The following is a 15,920-nucleotide window of genomic DNA, read 5'->3' as shown; positions in this document are numbered from 1 at the left end:
TGATATTTCATTAGCTTTTGAAAGCTCCTAAATACGCATATTAGATTTCTGATATATTTTTAACTTATTTACATAATGTAAAAGCCAAGCTATTCATAGTTAGGAATAACTTGGCTTTTATTAGTTTATTCGTATATTTATATAATATAATGCTTATTGTATCGCATATTAGTTCGTTCTATAATAGACTTAGGATAGTTAGGCGAGGTTGGGCCTCTCTTCGTTTTTGAAGGGAGGGTTGCTTATGAGTGGTTATAAAATCATTATGATTATCCTTGGGATTTTATCAGTCATGATATCCTTTGGAGCACTTGTGGCGCTTATTTGTCTAGAAATAGCAAAATAGCCCTTCGTTTCTTCGGAAATTAGATAAAACGAAAAGGCCATTTCTACATGTTATTTGTTTGTGAGATGAGCCTGACGTCACTACTCGTCTGACTATCTACTTATATTATAGGGATAAAGGGATATATCGTCAAATGGAGATAAACCTTATATATACCAATTATAGATATATCATACATATACTAAATTATAAAATTATTAATAATAGGCACAGCCTTGTTTACATAGTATACTTATGCTAATAAGGTTGTGCTTATTTATGTTGTAATGTGAGAGAAAAAAGAGAGGGTTTTATGTTACGTAAAAGTTTGATTATCATGGCTGTACTAGCTGCTTTCACCATGAATGTAAGCGCTGTACAGATAGAAGTGCCAGCAGGACAGCCACCTATACCAGGGGCAGATGCGAATATCCCTGCCAATGCCTATGAAAACTATCGGGCCGGTAGCTTGAGCAATGTAGGAGCTAGTGATGTTATAAAATTACATTCTGAATCTAAAAAACGCATGGACATGTATGTAACTGACTGGGGACTAACACGAGATGAAGTCAATCAGATAGCAAGCGATTCGGAGAAGTTGATGGACTTACTTGTTAATGAGTCTGCAGTTGTGTTGTTGCATGATGAGCGTAATAACATTCGGGCATCTGTTCCTGGACTACTATTAGCAAGTAAGTATTACCCAAAACGCAGTGATGGTGAACGTTTATCTATTGTAAGAGAGAATTCCATATTTTTTGCGATTGGTACAAAACAGAATTATGATGATGCATTAGGCAAATTAAAATCAGAGCGAAAAGGGGAGTTTACATATCCGGGTATCACACATGGTAAATGGGCTATTGAAACTGAGTCTTTCGGTGAGAATACGCCTGCTATGGTTGCTGTAGTTGGTTTATTTAATCAACCGAATCAAGAATATATGGTAGGTCTTAGCTACAAAAATCAGCCTGTTACCGGCAAGCTCGAGCACGTTATGAGTAATTATGTAATTCCGTCGATTCGATCGTTAGATGACATGGATCATTATAGTGAAAGTATTCAATGGGATAATTTCACATATCGTATTCCTAAAGGGCTCAAACTAATAGCACAGAAATCGTTAAAGGACTCTGCCGAAATGAGAGACTATCGTGGATCAGGTATCCGACTTATTGTAGCTAAGAAACCTGTAAAAGTAGATGATAAATATATCTATTCATTTATTGACGAGATTTCGGAAATAAAGCCAGAAAGTCAAATCATAGGTGATGCACCTATTCAATCAGCATCTGTTTGGAATAATGGCGTTCCTAGTCTTTTAGTAGATAACTATCAACCAGGAAAAACGTCTTTAATGCATCGATTCTTACGTGATGACAAGAATGTATATATAATGAGCTTAGTTTATATTGATGGGGCTACGCCATATTCTCATATTCAGCTGCGTAATACGGTAGAATACTCTGATTTTGCAAATGTTGAGACACTGCGGAATAAAGTAATCCGTATGCAAAGTAAAGATAAAATGTAATTCAGTTGTTTATAAGATCGTTCAGGAGAGAGAACATGAAAAGAAAATACATGATTACGGGGCTTGTTATCGGCCTGCAATTGGTAAGTGGTTATAGTTATGTGACAGATGCAAGTTGGTTGAGCAAAACGTGGGATCGCCTTGAAACAAATGCAGCGAAACAGTCTTACGATTGGCCGAAAGCTGAGCAGTATACTCATTATGCGGGAGGACAACTTGTAGGTGCTAACTTACCAGACGAGGATATGATGGTTCTTGGTGTTTCATTAGGTAATACCTTTGATAGTGTGAAAGCAAGTTTGGGGCAGCCTACTAAAGAAACTAGTAGAGGACTCACCTATGGTGGTGTTACCTTTGGGAGTTTTAAAATGGATGGTGTAGAGTCAGTTGTTACCTATATGATGATCGAGAATCGTGATGCCACAACACATAGAGGCATTGCCGTAGGCGACTCCATGCGAAAAGTCCTTAATGTATACGGTAGACCTGATTTAGTAGACTCTAATAATCGATGGTTTTATGGGAAATATCGCTATCGTACGGATATGATGCATGGCATACAATTTGAACAAAAAGGCGATAAAGTAAGTAAAATTATGATTTATAGATAATTATATTAGAATAAAAGAGACGAAAAAGCCGAGCTACGTTAAATTTTGAGTAGCTCGGCTTTACTTATAAACATAACTATTTATTAACTTTTATGTACTCGATTATGAGTATAATTATAAGATTTATGAAAAACATATGAATTAATTTATTGTTTTATGCTAAAATGAAGTTAATTATACGGTGTTTGGCGACTTATAGATTATATATCACGTTTAAATAGTAAATTTTGGCAATAAAAAACTCAATTCCGAAGAATTGAGAGTAGGTGCCCTACGTCGGGCAGCCCGAAGGCATTGTAAATTAATTTGTATTTGAACTCGTAATGTAATTCTGTAAACCTCCAAAACTAGTTGGATTAATTATAGTATAGTTAAGCATTTGATGAATGTCAATTATTAATTTCCAAAGGAGAGGACTTATGGAAACGCAAGCATCGAACCAACTTATTTCAAGTCATTTGAAAGGATATCCAATTAAAGATTATTTTGTGGGGTTAGATATTGGTACAAGCTCAGTGGGCTGGGCAGTAACCAATAAGGCCTATGAGTTGCTGAAATTTCGATCTCATAAAATGTGGGGAAGTCGTTTGTTTGATGAGGGAGAATCCGCTGTAGCACGTCGTGGATTCCGGTCCATGCGTCGTCGTTTGGAACGTCGTAAATTACGCTTAAAACTATTAGAAGAATTGTTTGCTGATGCTATGGCACAGGTGGATTCTACATTCTTCATGCGTCTTCGTGAAAGTAAGTACCACTATGAGGATAAAACGACCGGTCATAGTTCTAAACATATTTTGTTTATCGATAAAAACTATACTGATCAAGATTATTATAAAGCGTATCCTACTATTTATCATTTGCGTGCAGAGTTAATGAAAGATGGTACTGATGATATTCGTAAGTTATTCTTGGCAGTACATCATATTTTAAAATACCGTGGTAATTTTCTCTATGAAGGGGCTTCATTTGATTCAAATGCTTCAACGCTTGATGATGTGCTTAAACAAGCTTTAGAAAATATTACATTTAATTGCTTTGATTGTAATTCTGCTATTAGCTCTATAGGGCAAATCCTTATGGAGGCTGGAAAAACAAAATCTGATAAAGCCAAAGCCATAGAACATTTGGTTGATACATATATAGCTACTGATACAGTAGATACTTCTAGTAAAACTCAAAAAGATCAAGTCAAAGAAGATAAAAAAAGACTTAAAGCATTTGCAAATTTAGTATTAGGTTTAAATGCTAGTCTTATAGACTTGTTCGGCTCTGTAGAAGAGTTAGAAGAAGACCTTAAAAAGCTTCAAATAGCAGGAGACACATATGACGATAAACGAGATGAGCTAGCTAAAGCTTGGAGTGATGAGATTTATATTATTGATGATTGTAAATCTGTATATGATGCTATTATACTCCTGTCCATTAAAGAACCCGGTCTTACTATTTCTGAATCTAAGGTAAAAGCTTTCAACAAGCATAAAGATGATTTAGCTATATTGAAATCTTTATTAAAGGCTGATAGAAGCATTTATAATGAGATGTTTAAGGCTGATGAAAAAGGTTTACACAATTATGTACACTATATTAAACAAGGTCGTAAAGAGGAAACAAGTTGTAATCGCGAAGAGTTTTATAAGTACACTAAGAAGGTCGTAGAGGGACTACCAGACTCTAAGGATAAAGAATATATTCTTAGTGAAATTGAATTACAAACGTTATTGCCATTACAGCGGATTAAAGATAATGGTGTTATTCCATATCAATTACATTTGGAAGAGCTTAAAACTATTCTTGATACATGTAAATCTAAATTCCCATTCTTAAATGTAGTGGCAGATGGTTATTCTGTAGCAGATAAACTCATTAAAATGCTAGAGTTTCGCATTCCGTATTACGTAGGGCCTTTAAATACTCATCATAATGTAGATAACGGTGGTTTTGCTTGGGCGGTTCGTAAAGCGTCTGGACGAGTAACTCCGTGGAATTTTGATGATAAAATTGATCGGGAGAAATCAGCAGCAGCTTTTATCAAAAACCTTACTAATAAATGCACCTACCTTTTGGGTGAGGATGTGCTGCCCAAATCATCACTTTTGTATAGTAAGTTTATGTTGCTTAACGAACTTAATAATGTACGTATTGATGGTAAACCATTAGAGACAAAGGTAAAAGCGCATCTTATTAAGGCCGTATTTAAGCAAGACCATAAAAAAATGACCAAAAATCGGATAGAGCAGTTTTTAAAAGATAATGGTTATATTTCAAAAACTCATAAACATGAGATTACAGGTCTTGATGGAGAAATTAAAAATGATTTAGCCTCTTATCGTGATATGGTTCGTATTCTTGGGACTAATTTTGATGTATCTATGGCTGAAGACATTATTGCGGATATAACTATCTTTGGTGAAAGTAAGAAAATGTTGCGAGAAACATTGCGTAATAAATTTTCTTCGCGCCTTGATGATGAAGCTATCAAAAAATTGTCAAAATTAAGATATCGAGATTGGGGCCGTCTTTCTAAGAAATTACTAAATGGTATCGATGGTTGTGATAAGATTGGAGACGGTACTTCTGTAACCATTATAGAAGCAATGCGTGATTTTAGCTATAACTTAATGGAACTATTAGGCGATAAATTTTCCTTTATGGAACGTATTCAAGAAATAAATGCTAAATTAACAGAAGATCAAATCGTGAACCCTCATGATATTATCGATGATTTAGCGCTTTCACCTGCTGTTAAACGTGCGGTATGGCAAGCATTGCGCATCGTTGATGAGGTTGTACATATTAAAAAAGCTTTACCGGCTCGTATCTTTGTAGAAGTAACACGGTCAAATAAAGCGGAGAAAAAGAAAAAAGATTCCCGCCAAAAACGATTATCAGATTTATATGCAGCGATAAAAAAAGATGATGCATTATTAAGCGGACTTACGAACGAAGAGTTTGGAGGGCTAAAATCAGGACTAGCTAAATATGATGATGCGGCTTTAAGAAGTAAAAAGCTTTATTTATACTACACTCAAATGGGACGCTGTGCTTATACTGGTGAAGTTATAGATTTAAGTCAGTTAAATACAGATAACTATGATATTGATCATATTTATCCTCGTAGCCTTACCAAGGATGATAGTTTTGATAACTTAGTGTTATGTAAACGAACTGCAAATGCTCAGAAATCAGATACATATCCAATTAGTAAAGAAATTCAAAAGGCACAAAAGGCATTCTGGATATTCTTAAAGCAACAAGGTCTTATTAGTGAACGGAAATATGAGCGCCTTACTCGCATTACACCACTTACAGCTGATGATTTAAGTGGCTTTATTGCTCGTCAACTAGTAGAAACTAATCAATCTGTTAAGGCTGCCACAACATTACTGCGTCGTCTTTACCCAGGTGTTGATGTAGTCTTTGTAAAGGCTGAAAATGTAACAGACTTCCGTCATGATAATAACTTTATCAAAGTTCGCTCATTGAATCATCACCATCATGCTAAAGATGCTTATTTAAATATTGTTGTTGGTAATGTATATCATGAAAGATTTACTCGTAACTTCCGTGCATTCTTTAAAAAGAATGGAGCTAATCGTACATATAACTTAGCGAAGATGTTCAATTATGATGTAAATTGCACAAATGCTAAAGATGGAAAAGCTTGGGATGTAAAAACAAGCATGGATACTGTTAAGAAAATGATGGACAGCAACGATGTTCGAGTGACGAAACGTTTATTAGAACAAACTGGTGCATTAGCTGATGCAACTATATATAAAGCTACTGTTGCAGGGAAAGCTAAAGATGGTGCTTATATAGGGATGAAAACCAAGTCTAGTGTATTTGCAGATGTTTCTAAGTATGGTGGCATGACAAAAATTAAGAATGCCTATTCTATTATTGTTCAATATACAGGTAAAAAAGGCGAAGTGATTAAGGAAATCGTGCCATTGCCAATCTATTTAACAAATCGAAATACAACTGATCAAGATTTAATTAATTATGTAGCATCTATTATTCCACAAGCAAAAGACATTTCTATCATTTATGGAAAACTGTGCATTAATCAATTAGTTAAGGTTAATGGATTCTATTATTATTTGGGTGGGAAAACTAATAGTAAATTCTGTATTGATAATGCGATTCAAGTCATTGTTTCAAATGAATGGATTCCATACCTCAAAGTGCTTGAGAAGTTTAATAATATGAGAAAAGATAATAAGGATTTGAAGGCAAATGTTGTATCAACAAGAGCTCTTGATAATAAGCATACGATAGAGGTTAGAATCGTAGAAGAGAAAAATATAGAGTTCTTTGATTACTTGGTAAGTAAACTTAAAATGCCTATATATCAAAAGATGAAAGGGAATAAAGCAGCTGAATTATCAGAAAAGGGATATGGTTTATTTAAAAAAATGTCTTTAGAAGAACAGAGTATTCATTTGATAGAGCTTTTAAACTTATTAACAAATCAAAAAACTACTTTTGAAGTTAAGCCTTTAGGAATAACAGCATCTAGATCAACTGTGGGGAGTAAAATAAGTAATCAAGATGAATTTAAAGTTATCAATGAATCCATTACAGGATTATATTCTAATGAAGTAACTATAGTTTAAAACGAATGTGTTAGTATTAGGGGTTATTATGAGTTGGCGTACGGTAGTCATAAGTAGTCGTTCTAAGTTAGATTTTAAAATGAATTACATGATTATTCGCAAAGACTTTGAGACGACTAAGGTATATATTGATGAAATATATATGCTGATTGTTGAATCTACGGCGGTGAGTCTCACCGCCGTACTACTAAACGAGTTGATTAAGAAAAAGGTGGCTATTGTGTTTTGTGATGAGAAACGGAATCCAGCCAGTGAGCTTCTTCCGTTACATGGTAGTCACAATAGTAGTAAACGATGTTTTGAACAGGCTGAATGGTCTAAAGAGTTGAAAGCTTCTATATGGACAGAAATTGTACGACGTAAGATTATGAATCAAGCAGAGCTATTACAGCATCAGGAGTTAGTTGAAGCAGATTTACTATACCAATATCTTGATGAGTTGACTCTAAATGATGAAACTCAACGTGAGGGGCATGCTGCAAAAGTATATTTTAATGCTTTGTTTGGAAAATCATTTTCTCGCGAACAGGATAATGCTATTAATGCAGCACTGAATTATGGATATGCGATATTGCTTTCTGTGGTAAATCGAGAGATTTTATCGTTAGGTTATATTACTCAGCTAGGTCTTAATCATTGTAATCAATTTAATCCGTATAATTTAGGTTCTGATTTGATGGAACCGTTGAGAGGCTTTGTTGATGCGGTTGTTATCAAGTCGATACCTACAGAATTCAATCGAGATGTTAAATTGTCACTTATAGAATTACTATCTGAAGATGTAAAAATTAATGATACTATTCAGACATTTAGTGCTGCTATTCGCATTTACTGTAAAAGTGTATTTGATGCATTGCGGAATCAAGATGCTTCAGAGATTAGGTTTATAGAATATGAGCTATAGATTTATGAGAATACTAGTGATGTTTGATCTACCGACGTCGACTTCGGTAGATAGAAAAGAATATAGGAATTTTAGAAAGTATTTAATTGTATCAGGATTCCTCATGTTACAAGAATCTGTGTACTCAAAATTAGTTCTTAATACAACTAGTGCCAACATTATAATGGACCATGTACGTAAAAATAAGCCACCTAGTGGTAGCTTGTTTATGTTAACTGTTACAGAAAAACAGTTTTCAAGAATGGAGATTGTAGTAGGAGATAAGCAAAGTGAGGTTATAGACTCAACGGAGAGGGTGCTTATGATATGAAATTGATGTATCAAGATTCTACGTTAGACTTTGAAGTATCTAGTGATAAGGTAACGGTTATATCATTTGAGAATTGTAAAGTATTTCGACGTATGGTCACAGAGCTTGATATACAATGCGATGGAGGGGAAGGCCCCTGGATTTTAAATGATAATAATAAGGCGTTCAATTTAGATAAATATGGACATATAATACTTAATCCATTATATGTAGATATAAATAGTAAAGCCTTATTAACCAAATTACAAAATCAATTATCTAAAGAAGCCTTGTTGATGACAGAAGAGGTGGCAGATATTGTAAATCGTCTTCATGCTTTTTATTATTCTTTAGAATTTGGATATCCTTTATCAATCCAACATAAACTTGAAATTGGTACTGCTGAACTTATTAAGTTAGGTAGCTTTAACTTTGAGTTTAATCGTACAGGGGATATTATGGATTTCATGTCCTACATAGAAGTGGTTGATACATTATTATCTCCCATGGTATATATTATGGTAAATCTAGATTTAGTTTTAAATGATGATGAGATTAATGCATTTTATCACAACATGTTGAGTAGACAATTACGATTAGTTTGTTTAACGACAGGATCTTTTGTTAAAGAAAATCTTGATAAAAGTCTTATTAATGGGTATATTTTAGATAATGATTTTTGTGTTATTTAAGGAGTATACAGAATTACACCTGGTGGTAGCCCGAGTTACTCTTGAGCCTCAAATTTAATTTGGGGTTTGAGAGTAGTGTAATTCTGTAAACCTCTAAAACTTTCACTTGGTCCCAGTTGGCAATTAAGCCGTTTGAGAGTAGTGTAATTCTGTAAACCTCTAAAACCTCTTTGACCTGCTCAGTGCATTTCTTCTTGTTTGAGAGTAGTGTAATTCTGTAAACCTCTAAAACTATAACATGAGTAAGGGCAAACAAATTACAGTTTGAGAGTAGTGTAATTCTGTAAACCTCTAAAACGGGAGCGACGATGAACATACTTGATAAGGTGTTTGAGAGTAGTGTAATTCTGTAAACCTCTAAAACGTCTACGCCCGGACGGTAATTCGATAAACAGTTTGAGAGTAGTGTAATTCTGTAAACCTCTAAAACGTCAAAGGTGAGCTTACAGTATCTGCTATGGTTTGAGAGTAGTGCAATTCTGTAAACCTCTAAAACACTCAAATCAAACAGGAAGAAGCTCGTATTGTTTGAGAGTAGTGCAATTCTGTAAACCTCTAAAACTCGCCTTTAGACAATGTAAGCATGGTATCTGTTTGAGAGTAGTGCAATTCTGTAAACCTCTAAAACACAATCAAGTCCAGCAGCTTCGAACTTGTTGTTTGAGAGTAGTGCAATTCTGTAAACCTCTAAAACGTGCACCATATTTCGGAATATACGTATAATGTTTGAGAGTAGTGCAATTCTGTAAACCTCTAAAACTGCTGATATTGAACATGATTGTGTGGGCCCAGTTTGAGAGTAGTGCAATTCTGTAAACCTCTAAAACCGATTATCTCCGAGTTGCACGGCTTGCAACGTTTGAGAGTAGTGCAATTCTGTAAACCTCTAAAACTATCGTATCTGGAAACAATTAAAATCTCGCGTTTGAGAGTAGTGCAATTCTGTAAACCTCTAAAACAAAGTATGTAACTTTACTGTAAAATGTACAGTTTGAGAGTAGTGTAATTCTGTAAACCTCTAAAACCAAAACTGTGTCTAATGAATTAAACCGTAAGTTTGAGAGTAGTGTAATTCTGTAAACCTCTAAAACTATAAAAAATGCTGTTGATACTATAAAGCGGTTTGAGAGTAGTGTAATTCTGTAAACCTCTAAAACATATTCAAGCGATAAACAACGAGATGAGTCGTTTGAGAGTAGTGTAATTCTATAAACCTCTAAAACGCCATACTGCACATTTACGTATGCGGGCCAGTTTGAGAGTAGTGTAATTCTATAAACCTCTAAAACGAAAGAGTTAGAGATAGAGAAAGAGTTAGAGTTTGAGAGTAGTGTAATTCTGTAAACCTCTAAAACGAGTAAATTAGATCCTTCTTTAAAGATTTTGTTTGAGAGTAATGTAATTAGAATTTAGTAGATTATAAATTTGTGAAACGACATAAAAAGCCGAGCTACCTTGTTTTAGTAGCTCGGCTTTATTTGTTAATTTATATATTTATATAATATGATGCTTATTGTATCGTATATTAGTTCGTCCTATAATAGACTTAGGATAGTTAGACGAGGTTGGGACTCTCTTCGTTTTTGAAGGGAGGGATAAGTCTATGAGTGATTATGAAGTAATCATGCTCCTGTTACAAGTAATGGCTATTGTTATTGCTTTTGGGGCTTTAATAGCACTTATTTGCCTTACAAGAAGCAAATAGCCCTCCGTTGCCTAGTGTAACTAGATAACTGAAAGGCCATTTCCTAATGTTTTAATGATTTAGAGATGAGCCTGACGGCACTACTCGTCTGACTATCTACCTATATTATAGGGATAAAGATTTATATCGTCAAATTGAGATAAACCTTATAAATATCAATATAGGTAAATCTTATATACTAAATTATAAAATTATTAATCATAGGCACAGACTTATTTGCATAGTATACTTATGCTAATAAGTCTGTGCTTATTTATTTTATAAAAATTGAGAGAGGGTACTATGTTACGTAAAAGTGTAATTATGATGGCACTAGCAACTGCTTTCACCATAAATGTAAGTGCTGTACAGATCGAAGTGCCAGCCGGACAGCCACCTATGCCTGGGGCGGATGCGAGTATTCCTGCTAATGCGTATGAAGATTATCGACATATTAATAAGGTGGCGGAGCAAGAGGTAGAGTCATATATTCAATTTGTAGAATCGAAGTCTGTAAATCCGGCATCGAAACTGGATAAGTTATATCGAGAACGGTCTGGTTTTGTTAAGGCTTCGGAGCTTGCAGATTATTCGCAGTCTACAGTTGTGTTGCTTCATGAAGGGGATAAGAATATCAGATTATCCGTACCAAATGTTAGCTTACGTGGGGATGTTGTAGAGTCTCCATCCGGAAAACAAGGGCCCTTGTTTGCTGTTCGAAGTCTTAGTGCGTTTTTAGTTGTCGGTCCACCGCATGCTAAAGAGCTTAATAAATATTCTGAAAGTAAAGGAAAATATATGTATCCAGGATTACGGAACACATCTTGGAAGCTCATGTCAAATAATGCCCATGTAATGTATACGGAATTTACACCAAATGATACAAATACATCTTATGGCATTACCTATGGCGGTTGGGTAAATACAGAGGATCCATATCAAGATAAAGCGCCTGAAGTGGTGATGAGTAATTATATTATTCCATCTATCGAATCATTATCTGGATTAGATGCTTATACTAATGTTGAGCATTGGGGTAATTTTAACTATCGTATTCCTAAAACGGCTAAGCTCATCAGTGAAACTGTGGAAGACGAGACATATGATGTAAGAACCTATGAGGATACAGGATTTAAAATGCGGGTAATACGTAGCTTAATCAAGAAAGAAAAGCCAGATGTAACGATTATTAAGATTCCAACATTATATTTTTTACATAAATATAATGATTTAGACACACCTACACAGTATGCAGTAGTATGGAATAATGGGATTGCAGGCTCTTTAGTTGATTCCCATAAGCCTAATAGTGAATCCTATCTCCGTCATGTTGTGAGAGATTCTGTATACGTTTACAGTTATCGTATTAATTATGATAAAAGTAAAACATCTTATACACATAAACAACTGAGAGATATGATCGAATATGTGGGCTTTGATGATGCGGCAAGATTACGAAAAGAGCCACAATGGCGAGAAGAAGGGTCTTATAAGGAGAAACTTGAAGAGAGCCCAGTATTTATACCGTGGTATATGGAATGGATTAATATATTAACTCAATAAGAAATGTAGTTTTAAAGTTTTTATGGTGTAAGCGATTACCGCCAGCTTTTAATTCATAGAATTAGCTCGGCTTTTATTACTGTATTCATATATTTGTATAATATAATGCTTATTGTATCGCATATTAGTTCGCTATATAATAATCATAGGATAGTTAGACGAGGTTGGGCCTCTCTTCGTCATCGAAGGGAGGGATAAGCCTATGAGTGATTATGAAATAATCATGCTCTTATTACAGGTGATAACTGTGGTTATTGCTTTTGGAGCTTTAATAGCGCTTATTTGTCTCACAAAAGACAAATAGCCCTTCGTTATCTTAGATGATTCGATAACTGAAAGGCCATTTCTCAAGCTTTTTTGTTTTCAGAGATGAGCCTGACGGTACGACTCGTCTGACTATCTACCTATATTATAGGGGTAAAGATTTATATCGTCAAATTGAGATAAACTGGAGGTCCTTATGAAACCATTTGAAACAAAGGATTATAAAGCTTTTACTATGTTTGAGAATCGTTGGGCTCTTGTTACGGCTGGAACGCTTGATAATTTTAATACGTGTACGGTTAGTTGGGGTAGTATGGGCAATATATGGGGCCCTAATGGTGGCGATATATCCACGGTGACAGTGTACATTCATCCAGCGCGTTATACTCAAGAGTTTATGGCGAAATATGATACCTTTACAGTTAGCTTTTTCCCTGAGAGTTATCGCAAGGCTCTTGGTTATTTAGGTTCTCATTCTGGCCGCGACGAAAATAAGGTGGCAAATTCTGGCCTAACGCCAGTTGCGGCAAGCGATGGGGTAACTTTCAAAGAAGCAGAGTTAACTTTTGTATGTAAAAAGCTATATGAACACCAATTCGATGAAGCCTATTTGGCAGAAAAGGTAAAAGATTATTACGCATCTAATCCTGCTGTATATACACAAGCTGGGCATGATCGTTGGAAACCACATTATATGTACATTGGCGAAGTAGTTGATGCCATAGAGGGCTAGTCTGTCCACATAACAAATGAAGACATACATACAATTCTTTGGGATACCGTGAATGCTGTATCTTAACTAAGTATATTTTAGTTTTCTAGTACTAAAAAAGTCGAGCTTCTATCGTTTAGTTGCTCGACTTTTGTTAGTTAATTCATATATTTGTACAATATAATGCTTATGAAAGCTATTTTTATAATGGTGCTGATATAGATCGTCTATGCTTCTGGAAATAGGACATGTTCTTGCATTTTAAAACTAGGATTATTGGTAGAATCAAAGAACTCAATCATATTTCGTAATTTTTGAACTTCCTCAGCATTTAAAAAACTTGGATAAAAGATGGTATAGGTAAAGCTATAGATCCCATCATAGGAGCTAAAGGTTAGGATATAATCATCTTTATGGGGTTTATAGATGTGTGTGGATAGTCCAGGAATATTATTATTCCATATAACGGCATAATTAATATAATCTGATGTTGGGTGGTAATAGTAAATATCCCAGAACGTATTTAAATCAGCTTTAAAATTGTAATGACCGTTTATAACAAGTTCATGCGCATATGGGTTTTTAGCAATATTGTCAGTAGAAACAAAGAATATTATATCTCCTTTTTTGTAGTATCTAATATCTTGGTGTTCAGAGCCCTTACTTTCACCTTCGTATATGGCGTCTTTTGGTACGCGGTATTGTATACCATTTAAGCTTTCTATGCGTGAATATTGATTTAATTCATTTAGGTTTTGTACAGAGGGAAGCACATAATTAGCCAATAATTTATCTGTAGGAACCTTGTTCAGGACGGGGTTGTTATCATAATAGATAAACCCTGCGTGATATAAGGGATGACGCATGTTATAGCCCTTAAATTTAAAATTGATTGTGTCGATGGTGAGCGTTGTTTTTTTACCGTTTTTAAAGTGTGGCATCTTCATGCTATCCCAAGTGCTGTAGGTAACAGTAGGATATGAAAATACAGTACCCTTTATATCAGAAATGTGTTTTGCCGGATTGTGTTTTGCCTTGTCTTGAAAGAAATTACGGACGTCTTTATCTGTTAGCTTTTCATAAGCTATTTTTGTATTACGCCAGTCGTAGTCTTTAAAATCTGCGTAGTCAACTTCTAAATTGAGATTACCATTATCGGTAAAAACTCGATAGTCCTCAATGGTTCGACTTGGATTTTTGTAACGTCCTATATGATAATCACTTTTTATGCCTGCTACAGGGAATGAAAGCCGAATTTGGTTGTAATTATCGTGAATGGATATGACTGTATTATGGTAATGTTGACCGCGATATATAGAGGCAGCTTTAGCATACTCAATTTCTTTTTTACTAATACCCTTAGCCTTGTCAGTTGCTTTTAATGTTTCTACATAGTTTGCTACATCCTTTTCAATATCAGGGTTTGTGGCTTGGTAGTTTACGTAGGCATCCTTTGGGATCTTCGAATCTGCACCAGGAATATTAACATCGATAGCTCCTACTGGTGATAATATAGTGCTTATCATGAAAGCACCCGCTAATAATGGTAGTTTTGTCATGGTGGTATCTCCCGTTTACAAGTGGTATTGTAGTAATCCATAGGTTATGTCATTAAGTATAATTATATAACTAAATGAATATATTTTTAAGTGACATGGAGTGTGTTTTGCTTATATGCTACTACTTCCTGTAGGACATGAGAGCTTTTTATAGATATTGTAGTGTTAGGTTTTGATTTCAGTGTGATTATGTTAATATTAGGTCGATAGGTCATTTATAGATTGAGAGACTAGGAGAGAAACATGAAAACAAAATTTATTGCAATTAGTTTAGGTGTGGCTTTATTATTAGCTAGCAATGTGAGTTCAGTTGCCGATGCTAGTTGGTTAAGTAAAGCTATGGAGCGGTTGGAAACGAGCAATGCTAAGCTTTCACCAGCTTGGCCCAAAGCGGAGCAATATCGTCATTATCGGCCAGGGCAAGCCATTGGAGCCCCTTTGCCTGATGAAGATATGAGAATTGCCGGCGTTTCACTAGGTACGTCCTTTGATGCGGTAAAAGCTAGTCTAGGTCAGCCGACGAGCGAGAAACGTGATGAGCTCACTTATGGGGGCATCAAATTTGGACATTCTTTGATGCAAGATAGTCGTCCTATCGTATGGTATATGACTGTCAGCAATCGTGATGCCGTGACTGCCCGTGGCATTGCTGTTGGCGATTCCTTGAAAAAAGTGATGGATATCTATGGCCGTCCTGATTTTATAGACTTTAATAATCGATGGTTCTATGGATATCTACGCTATAACAGTGACAATATTGTAGGTATATTTTTTGAGCACAATGGCAGCAAGGTGACGAAAATTATTATTAGTGACAACTAAACTGCTTTTATTAGTGAAAGTCTTAATACATATATGCAGCCCTTTATCTGTTAAAATGGATAAAGGGCTTTTTAGAATGATAAAATAAAGAGGAATGGCTTATATAGTGACTCCTTTTGTTGATTAGTACTATAAATAGTGTAAATTGATAAAATTTTTATAAAATATAATCCCACAAGAATTGTAAAATCTGATATAATATTAGTATGAAAATCGACGTATGTAAGGACTAAAAAATGGTGTATATGAAGTGATTTTCTAGCCTAGAAAATCACTATATTTTTAGTGTTCAGTCGATATAATCGGAATGTTGTATATATGAAATGACTACGCAAATGCGTAGTT

At 34.9% G+C, this 15,920-nt stretch carries 10 protein-coding genes and 1 CRISPR repeat array; of the genes, 9 read left to right on the top strand and 1 reads right to left on the bottom strand.

Annotation, left to right across the window (positions count from 1 at the left end; all coding sequences use genetic code 11):
* Window positions 1-638: 638 nt before the first annotated feature.
* The 8 genes from E7A03_RS05730 (at window position 639) to E7A03_RS05695 (ending at window position 13,215) form a co-directional block, all read left to right on the top strand.
* On the top strand, window positions 639-1,859 hold the full coding sequence (locus tag E7A03_RS05730; RefSeq protein WP_038125637.1) for a hypothetical protein: 1,221 nt from the start codon (window positions 639-641) through the stop codon (window positions 1,857-1,859).
* A 35-nt stretch (window positions 1,860-1,894) separates the two neighbouring features.
* Window positions 1,895-2,470, top strand: coding sequence for a hypothetical protein (locus tag E7A03_RS05725; RefSeq protein ID WP_004694483.1), 576 nt, complete (start codon window positions 1,895-1,897; stop codon window positions 2,468-2,470).
* A 419-nt stretch (window positions 2,471-2,889) separates the two neighbouring features.
* Window positions 2,890-7,086, top strand: a complete 4,197-nt coding sequence (gene cas9 / locus E7A03_RS05720) for a type II CRISPR RNA-guided endonuclease Cas9 (protein WP_316073833.1) — start codon at window positions 2,890-2,892, stop codon at window positions 7,084-7,086.
* Window positions 7,087-7,114: 28 nt separating this feature from the next.
* A complete protein-coding gene (gene cas1, locus E7A03_RS05715) occupies window positions 7,115-7,990 on the top strand; it encodes a type II CRISPR-associated endonuclease Cas1 (RefSeq protein WP_195213381.1) in 876 nt (291 codons plus the stop codon).
* A complete protein-coding gene (gene cas2, locus E7A03_RS05710) occupies window positions 7,980-8,300 on the top strand; it encodes a CRISPR-associated endonuclease Cas2 (protein WP_071587105.1) in 321 nt (106 codons plus the stop codon). Before cas1 ends, cas2 begins: the two co-directional genes overlap by 11 nt.
* A complete protein-coding gene (csn2, locus tag E7A03_RS05705) occupies window positions 8,297-8,971 on the top strand; it encodes a type II-A CRISPR-associated protein Csn2 (RefSeq protein WP_128114205.1) in 675 nt (224 codons plus the stop codon). The genes cas2 and csn2 overlap by 4 nt, the downstream gene beginning before the upstream one ends.
* 64 nt (window positions 8,972-9,035) lie before the next feature.
* Window positions 9,036-10,326: direct repeats of the CRISPR family, unit length 36 nt; unit sequence GTTTGAGAGTAGTGTAATTCTGTAAACCTCTAAAAC.
* A gap of 632 nt (window positions 10,327-10,958) precedes the next feature.
* Window positions 10,959-12,218 (top strand): hypothetical protein, encoded by a 1,260-nt coding sequence (locus tag E7A03_RS05700; RefSeq protein ID WP_316073831.1) that lies wholly within the window; start codon window positions 10,959-10,961, stop codon window positions 12,216-12,218.
* Window positions 12,219-12,678: 460 nt separating this feature from the next.
* Window positions 12,679-13,215, top strand: coding sequence for a flavin reductase (locus tag E7A03_RS05695; RefSeq protein WP_316073830.1), 537 nt, complete (start codon window positions 12,679-12,681; stop codon window positions 13,213-13,215).
* A 206-nt stretch (window positions 13,216-13,421) separates the two neighbouring features.
* Here the strand turns inward: E7A03_RS05695 and E7A03_RS05690 are convergent, their stop codons facing one another.
* A complete protein-coding gene (locus E7A03_RS05690; RefSeq protein WP_316073829.1) occupies window positions 13,422-14,753 on the bottom strand; it encodes a hypothetical protein in 1,332 nt (443 codons plus the stop codon).
* Window positions 14,754-14,996: 243 nt separating this feature from the next.
* Here E7A03_RS05690 and E7A03_RS05685 point away from each other — a divergent pair, with 243 nt between their 5' ends.
* Window positions 14,997-15,575, top strand: a complete 579-nt coding sequence (locus tag E7A03_RS05685; RefSeq protein WP_316073828.1) for a TonB-dependent receptor — start codon at window positions 14,997-14,999, stop codon at window positions 15,573-15,575.
* Window positions 15,576-15,920: the final 345 nt, after the last annotated feature.

Origin of the sequence: Veillonella parvula (assembly GCF_032472435.1) — a bacterium.
In the GTDB taxonomy this organism is placed as follows: Bacteria; Bacillota; Negativicutes; order Veillonellales; family Veillonellaceae; genus Veillonella; species Veillonella parvula_N.
This window is presented reverse-complemented; position numbering and strand designations above follow the sequence as displayed.

Coding starts and splice junctions, on each gene's coding strand:
- E7A03_RS05730 (WP_038125637.1), top strand. CDS start 639: ATGTTACGTAAAAGTTTGATTATCATGGCTGTACTAGCTGCTTTCACC.
- E7A03_RS05725 (WP_004694483.1), top strand. CDS start 1,895: ATGAAAAGAAAATACATGATTACGGGGCTTGTTATCGGCCTGCAATTG.
- cas9 (WP_316073833.1), top strand. CDS start 2,890: ATGGAAACGCAAGCATCGAACCAACTTATTTCAAGTCATTTGAAAGGA.
- cas1 (WP_195213381.1), top strand. CDS start 7,115: ATGAGTTGGCGTACGGTAGTCATAAGTAGTCGTTCTAAGTTAGATTTT.
- cas2 (WP_071587105.1), top strand. CDS start 7,980: ATGAGCTATAGATTTATGAGAATACTAGTGATGTTTGATCTACCGACG.
- csn2 (WP_128114205.1), top strand. CDS start 8,297: ATGAAATTGATGTATCAAGATTCTACGTTAGACTTTGAAGTATCTAGT.
- E7A03_RS05700 (WP_316073831.1), top strand. CDS start 10,959: ATGTTACGTAAAAGTGTAATTATGATGGCACTAGCAACTGCTTTCACC.
- E7A03_RS05695 (WP_316073830.1), top strand. CDS start 12,679: ATGAAACCATTTGAAACAAAGGATTATAAAGCTTTTACTATGTTTGAG.
- E7A03_RS05690 (WP_316073829.1), bottom strand. CDS start 14,753: ATGACAAAACTACCATTATTAGCGGGTGCTTTCATGATAAGCACTATA.
- E7A03_RS05685 (WP_316073828.1), top strand. CDS start 14,997: ATGAAAACAAAATTTATTGCAATTAGTTTAGGTGTGGCTTTATTATTA.